Below are 1625 nucleotides of genomic sequence, written 5' to 3' on the forward strand. Positions count from 1 at the left end.
CTTCTTATTAGTTCTAATTTCCTATTAAAATTCTGTAAAAAAGAAGTAAATCTATTGTAAAAATCTAAAATATTCATCTAATAACTTTGTTCCATGCATCTTTAGAGCAGCATCCCAATACCTTGAAAAAGCATGATATCCACGTACATAATAATCGTATTGCAACATAATATCATCTCTAACAGGACCAAATACTTTCATTTCTTGTTTCTTCATATCAGCTTTCATATTCCTTAACTTTATTCTTATTGTCTTAAGAACACTTTCAACTAACTTAATGTATGGGTCTTTGAGTTTGAAGTTAGCATTGTTTATTATCACAAGATCCTCTTCAAGAATATGAAGTAAGTATTCATTAACAATATAGTCATGTACTAAGTCCTCTTGTTCTTTGGTAATGGGAGCTTTCATATATTACACCTCGTGAAAATCTACTCTGAGTATATCTTCAAACTTAATAATAAAAACATCATTGTGAACATCTTTAGTCTTACTTCATTTCTAATGGTATCTACAAAATGAATGAAACCTATGTACAGTTTAATATCTCCTTTTTCGTAATAAGTAAAAACAACTTCTTTGTTATATTCCGTTGCTGCGCAAATAATCGAATTAATCTCTTCTAATTGACCTTCATCTAATTCTGGTTTTTCAACTTTATTAAGGCTTATATCGAAATCTCTTAAATTCTTTACATGTTCAGGCATCATAAACGCTGTCCATTTTTTCGTACCTCGATCACGAATTATAAAATCATCCCTTTATCATTATCGTGTTCTCATTATACGAAAACATGTTCGTGTTTTCAATTGAAATCGAACTAATGTTCTTATATAATTTATTCATACAGAAAAGGAGCTGATAAAATGAATGGATTGTTATTAACATCAAAAGAGGAAAAAATGCCAATTGAAATTATGTATATTTCAAACAAAGGTGAGATATCACATCGAACCATTTTAGTAAAAGATATTCAACCTGAATACATTAAAGGCTATTGCTTAACTAAAAAACAACCTCGTTTATTTAAACGTACAAACATTTTATCAGCTGCTAAGAAAAGTGATAGAGGGGTAAATTATGCATAAGGGGATTACTAAAAGACAGAAAGAAGTATTAGAAATTATAAATGAACATGTGGACGAAAAAGGATATCCACCATCATATAGAGAAATTGCTTACAGGATGAATATTTGCTCGTCCTCCACAATTCAAAGCCATTTAGATAAATTAAAAGAAAAAGGATATGTTACATGGGTACCAGGTCAACCTAGAACATTAAAAGTGATTAATGAAAAAACCGCCTCATAAGGGCGGTGTTTTTCATTTTATAGGGATATAATTAAAAGGTGATGCAGCTTCTATCGAATATCCATCTTCTAAGAAAATAACATATTCTGAAACGCTATATTCTCCATCTTCTCTAATCGATTGACTTACCACTAATTTCCCATTAGAATCATCTACAAAAAAATTCCCTCCACTACCATTTGGAGTTACTTTATATCTACCTTCAGGAATATCAGATCCGACGATAAACTGTCCTGCAGGTAATTCGATTGGTTTTTCATCTTTTTCGGTTATTTTTCCCTGTAATTCAGATAATTTGGAAGTTGCTTCAGCTA

4 protein-coding genes and 1 pseudogene are annotated in these 1625 nt (G+C 30.5%); 2 read left to right on the forward strand and 3 right to left on the reverse strand.

The window, feature by feature from the left end; genetic code table 11:
• Window positions 1–51: 51 nt before the first annotated feature.
• Both HU235_RS10885 and HU235_RS10890 read right to left on the reverse strand, forming a co-directional pair.
• Window positions 52–411, reverse strand: coding sequence for a hypothetical protein (locus HU235_RS10885; protein WP_174880239.1), 360 nt, complete (start codon window positions 409–411; stop codon window positions 52–54).
• Window positions 412–431: 20 nt separating this feature from the next.
• Window positions 432–707, reverse strand: coding sequence for a YolD-like family protein (locus tag HU235_RS10890; RefSeq protein ID WP_174880240.1), 276 nt, complete (start codon window positions 705–707; stop codon window positions 432–434).
• A 159-nt stretch (window positions 708–866) separates the two neighbouring features.
• Here HU235_RS10890 and HU235_RS10895 point away from each other — a divergent pair, with 159 nt between their 5' ends.
• Both HU235_RS10895 and HU235_RS10900 read left to right on the forward strand, forming a co-directional pair.
• Window positions 867–1088: a hypothetical protein gene (locus HU235_RS10895; RefSeq protein WP_174880241.1), complete on the forward strand. Its 222-nt coding sequence runs from the start codon at window positions 867–869 to the stop codon at window positions 1086–1088.
• Window positions 1081–1311, forward strand: coding sequence for a LexA family protein (locus HU235_RS10900; protein ID WP_174880242.1), 231 nt, complete (start codon window positions 1081–1083; stop codon window positions 1309–1311). Before HU235_RS10895 ends, HU235_RS10900 begins: the two co-directional genes overlap by 8 nt.
• Before the next feature lie 12 nt (window positions 1312–1323).
• Here the strand turns inward: HU235_RS10900 and HU235_RS10905 are convergent.
• A pseudogene (locus HU235_RS10905) lies at window positions 1324–1625 on the reverse strand (hypothetical protein); the annotation flags it as partial.

The organism is Metabacillus niabensis, from assembly GCF_902829255.1.
Classification (GTDB): domain Bacteria; phylum Bacillota; class Bacilli; order Bacillales; family Bacillaceae; genus Metabacillus; species Metabacillus niabensis.

Excerpts from the sequence above, each read along its gene's own strand:
- HU235_RS10885 (WP_174880239.1), bottom strand. The coding sequence starts at position 411 with ATGAAAGCTCCCATTACCAAAGAACAAGAGGACTTAGTACATGACTAT.
- HU235_RS10900 (WP_174880242.1), top strand. The coding sequence starts at position 1,081 with ATGCATAAGGGGATTACTAAAAGACAGAAAGAAGTATTAGAAATTATA.
- HU235_RS10895 (WP_174880241.1), top strand. The coding sequence starts at position 867 with ATGAATGGATTGTTATTAACATCAAAAGAGGAAAAAATGCCAATTGAA.
- HU235_RS10890 (WP_174880240.1), bottom strand. The coding sequence starts at position 707 with ATGCCTGAACATGTAAAGAATTTAAGAGATTTCGATATAAGCCTTAAT.